Genomic DNA, 4,525 nt, shown 5'->3' on the forward strand with positions numbered 1-4,525 from the left:
ATGGCCAGCTCCATGCGGCTCGACCAGCGGCGGTACAGGGCGGCCTTCCCGGTCCGGGCGCGTTCCGCGACCCGTTCCATGGTCAGCTTCGCGTAGCCGACCTCGGCCAGCTCCTCCAGCGTCGCCCGGTAGATCGCCGCGTTGAGCTCCTCCCCGCGCCTGCGGGGCTGCTTGCGGTGGTCCTCGGTCACGACGCGCTCCCGCCGGAGGCGGACGGGTCGGCGGAGGCGGACGGGTCGGCGGGCGTCGACGGCGCGGTGACGCGGCCGGTGTCGCCGTCCACGGTGACCAGTCGGCCGTCGGTGAGGACGCTCGTCCCGGTCACCGTGCCCATGATCGCGGGGATGCCGTACTCGCGCGCCACGATCGCGGCGTGGGAGGCGGTGCCGCCGGAGTCCACGACCACGGCCGCCGCCCGCGGGAACAGCGGAGTCCACGACGGGTTGGTGTAGGGGCAGACCAGCACCGCGCCGTCGGTGAACGACGCGAAGTCGGCCGCCTCCCGGATCACCTTGACCGGCGCGGTGACCGTGCCACCGGAGGCGGGTGTCCCGGACACCAGCGCGTCACCTCCCCGGCGGGGCGGGAAGATCAGCCGGGGGTCGATGAGGCGGACCCCGCGCAGCTCCTCCCGCCGGGCCGCCCTCGCCCGCACCACCGCGCGAAGACCGCCCAGCGCGTCCTCACCGAGGGCCGCCGGGTCGTCGACCGCCTCGATCTCCTCCAGCCGCAGGTGGAACACGGCTTCCGGATCGTCCAGGACACGTGCGTCGCGCAACCGCGCGCCGATCTCCAGCAGGGACCGCCGCAGGACCGGCAACGGCACGGTGAAGTAGAAGTGGCTGTCCTCGCGGAAGGCGATGCCGGCGCGGGCCTGCTCGATCCACCGTTCGACGCGTCGGCGGCGCTGCGGAGCCCGCAGCAACGGGTGGCGGAACAGGTGTCGCACGGCCTCCGCGGCGCGGTCGACGCCCCCGGCCGGTGCGGCGGCGAGCACCTTGACCAGGCCCAGCACGGTCTCCGGGACGTCGACCCAGGTCGGCGGCGTGACGAGGATCGGGCTCGCGGTCTCGCGGTGGCCGTACTCGGCGAGGAACGCGGTGAACTCGCGGTGGAAGTCGTCGAACCCCTCCAGCCCGGCCACGTCGAGGCGGCCGACGACGTCCGCGAGCCGCTGGTCCCGGCGCACCCGGTCCGCGAGCGCTTCCAGGGCGCGGTTCGTGTCCGCGGTGCGGGTCCGGGTGCCCTGAAGCAGGTCGGACATCAGGGAGCCGCGGCGCAGCAGCTTCAACGCCACCAGCAGGCGCACCAGCGCGAGGCCCGTGCGCGGCAGGTAGGCGATGCGCAGGTCCGCGATCGGCTGGACCGCGTCCAGCACCTGCCGGGGGAACCGGACCAGGCGTGTCCACGGCATCGCGGTCAGGTCCCGGTCCGCCAGGTCGCGCACGCGGGCGAGGTAGGCGACGAACCGCGGGTCCGTCGTCCAGCGGGCCGGGTCGTGGCGCCGGGCCAGCGAGACCAGCCGGAACGGCGTGCCGAGCACCCGCGGCGACGGTCGCGGCGACGGCGGGACGAGCCGGTCGACCACCCCGTCGTGCTCCTGCAGGAAGTCCTCGAACGCGCCGCGCAACCCGAAGTACGCCGTCACCCTCGCCATCAGGCCCGCCGGTCCGTGCGGCAGCCACGTCGTCATGTCGATCGGGTACGGCCGGACGGGCACGTACTCCAGCAGCACGGAACCCAGCCGCCGCTGGAAGCGGTTGAGCCGCACCGGCGGTGGGGGGAGCGCCGTCATCGGACGTGCCTGGAGCAACCACACCCGTCCACCTGCCCAGGCCCACTCGACGTCCTGCGGCCGGCCGAAGTGCGCGGCGACCCCGGTGCCGAACCGCGCCAGGTCCGCCAGGACGTCGGCGGGCAGTCGCGACGGGGACGCGGTGCCGCCTCGGTCGTGGGTGACGCCGCCGCCCTCGGCCGCCCTGATGACGACCTCGCGCCTGCCGGGGGACCACTCGCGCACCTCGCCGCGCCGGTCGAGCACGTAGTGGTCCGGCGTGACGAGCCCGGACACGACCGCCTCGCCCAGTCCGCTGCTCGCGTCCACCACGATCCGCCCGCGGTCGCCCGTGACGGGGTCCGCGGTGAACATCACGCCCGCGGCCTCCGCGTCGACCATCCGCTGCACGACGACGGCGAGGCGCAGCCCGGCCGGGTCGATCGCGCGGGCGCGGCGGTAGGCGATGGCGCGGTCCGTCCACAGCGAACCCCAGCACCGGCGCACCGCGTCGACCACGTCCGCCTCACCGACGACGTTGAGGTACGTGTCCTGCTGGCCGGCGAACGCGGCCCCGGGCAGGTCTTCCGCGGTGGCACTGGAGCGGACCGCCACCGGACCGCCGCCCAGCGCGGCGTAGGCCTCCGCGATCGCGGTCCGGACGTCGTCGGGCACGGCCACCGATTCGAACGCGGCGCGGAGCGCCGACCCGTCCTCCGCCCGCTGGTCGAGGTGGAGGTCCGCCGACCGCACGACGGCCTCGTACGCCTCGGTGGTGACGACGAACCCGTCGGGCACGGGAAAACCGGCCGTCACCAGTTCCCCGAGGTTCGCGCCCTTGCCCCCGGCCGCGGCGAGGTCGGACCGGCCGAACGTGCGCAGCGCTGAGACGAGTGCCATGGCTCCCCGCGAAGTAGTGAACGGCTCGTTCACTAAACGGTAGCGGCGGTCGTTAGAGAACGCAACGTTCACTGCCCCCGCAGGGCTCCGGTCCCCGTGCCGGCGGCGCAGGTCCAGGGCGGCTCGGCGGCGCGCGTCAGAACACGCCCCGCCGTGACGCTCCGAGGTCCCAGTCGAGCAGGTGCGCTTCCCGCCGGGCACGACCAGCCGGAACTCGGGCGCCTCCGGGCGCGGGGTCGACGACCGTCACCGCCCGTAGGCGCGGACGAGTTGGTGGTTCCGCAACGGTGTCCGGACCCGCCGGCGTCGCCGCTCGCGTTCGAACACCATTCGCCGGACGTTACGCGGAGCGCACGACAGCCCGTCCCGAGTTCCGCGCAACTGCCCCGACCCGGCCCAGCGGTCTCACTCGATCGGCGGAGCACACCGCAATTGTGCGCCATTCACGACGCGGTGATCGCGCCGTTCAGGCCACCTGTTGCCGTGCGGCCGGCACCACGACGACCGGGCACGTCGCGTGTTCCAGGCAGTGCCTGATCACCGAACCGAGGATGGTGATCCCTCCCCGGCTGTAGCCGTGCCGGCCGAGCACCAGGCCGTCGGCCTCCCCGGCCAGCTCGACGAGCGTCGGCCCCGGCTCGCCGTCGAGCACGGACTGCTCCACCCGCACGCCACCGGCCGAGGTGACCCGGCCGAGGGCGTCGCGCACCATGCGGGAGCGGGCGCTGTGGAAGACGTCCACGTTCCCCTCGGGCGTCCGCATCCCGCACACCGACACCGCGATCACGACCCCACCTTGCTGCGTGTGGCGCACGGCCCACTCCAGCGCCGCCGCCCCTGCCGCCGAGCTGTCCACACCGACGATGATCCGCCTGGCCTCCATCACGCCTCCTCGCACGGCGCCCGCGTGGGGCGCTCCCGCCGAACACGTGCTCGGAATCGTCGGGCCTGCGCGCATTCCGTGTCGAGTGCTCCCGACCGGTATTTACGCCGTTTTTATATTTCGATCGAGAAACGGATAAAAATGTGGTTTACCTTCCCGTCGCGCCTTCCCCATCCGCAATCGGGAAGAAGATTCACGACCACACTCGAATAGTCGACGAAAAACCGAATGGCGCAGTACCGGTCCCGCCGGGGTACACCCACGCGAGCATTCGCCACCGGTGATCACCACCGCCGTCACACAGGTGGCGTACCGACAATGGGAATCAGCTCCGGGGCTTGACCGCCGCGGTCAGCCGCCAGGACAGGCCCAGGCCGGCCGCGCCCTCGGACCGCAGCCGGTCCAGCAGACCTCCGAGCAACCGGTCCACGGCCGCGCGAGCCCGGTCGGGGGCGTCCAGGTAGGCGGCGTACGAGGTCGGTGCGAGCGGCCCGAACTCGGTCCAGTACCCGGCCACCGTGCCCAGCGGCCAGACGTGCTCCAGCCGCGCGGTCCCCCGCACGGCCAAGCCCGCACGGCCCAGCACGTCCGCGACCTCCCCGGCGGGCACGTCGAACGGCCCGCGCACCCCGTCCGGCCGGATCATCGACGGCAGCACCTTGGCGACGCACACCGCGCCCAAGGTGATCAACCGGCACGCCGGGGCACGGTCCCAGGTGTGCACCAGCAGGGTTCCGCCGGGCCGCAGCACGCGAACCGCCTCGTCGACCGCCGCGCCGACGTCCGGCAGCGCCCACCACGACGACAGCAGCGTCACCGCGTCCGCGACCCCGGCGCGCAACGGCAGCGCGAGCGCGTCACCGCACACCCCGCGGCCGGCCCGCAACGCCGCGTGCGCCAGGTCGACACCCACCCCGGTCGCCGTCCCGGGCAGGACCCGGAGGAACGGCCCGGTCCCGCACGCCACG

The 4,525-nt window shown here is 73.9% G+C and carries 4 protein-coding genes; all 4 read right to left on the bottom strand.

Features of this window, described 5'->3' with window-relative positions; all coding sequences use genetic code 11:
• Positions 1-191, bottom strand: a 191-nt coding sequence (locus AB0G02_RS29365; RefSeq protein WP_360800159.1) for a helix-turn-helix domain-containing protein, incomplete at its 3' end; no start/stop codon positions are given.
• Complete coding sequence (locus tag AB0G02_RS29370) at positions 188-2,674, bottom strand: PEP/pyruvate-binding domain-containing protein (RefSeq protein WP_360800162.1); 2,487 nt, start codon at positions 2,672-2,674, stop codon at positions 188-190. The genes AB0G02_RS29370 and AB0G02_RS29365, both read right to left, overlap by 4 nt.
• 466 nt (positions 2,675-3,140) lie before the next feature.
• A complete protein-coding gene (locus AB0G02_RS29375; RefSeq protein WP_360800165.1) occupies positions 3,141-3,557 on the bottom strand; it encodes a universal stress protein in 417 nt (138 codons plus the stop codon).
• A gap of 325 nt (positions 3,558-3,882) precedes the next feature.
• A partial coding sequence (locus AB0G02_RS29380; protein ID WP_360800168.1) for a class I SAM-dependent methyltransferase occupies positions 3,883-4,525 on the bottom strand: 643 nt, incomplete at its 5' end.

The organism is Actinosynnema sp. NPDC023658 (assembly GCF_040639995.1).
Lineage (GTDB): Bacteria > Actinomycetota > Actinomycetes > Mycobacteriales > Pseudonocardiaceae > Actinosynnema.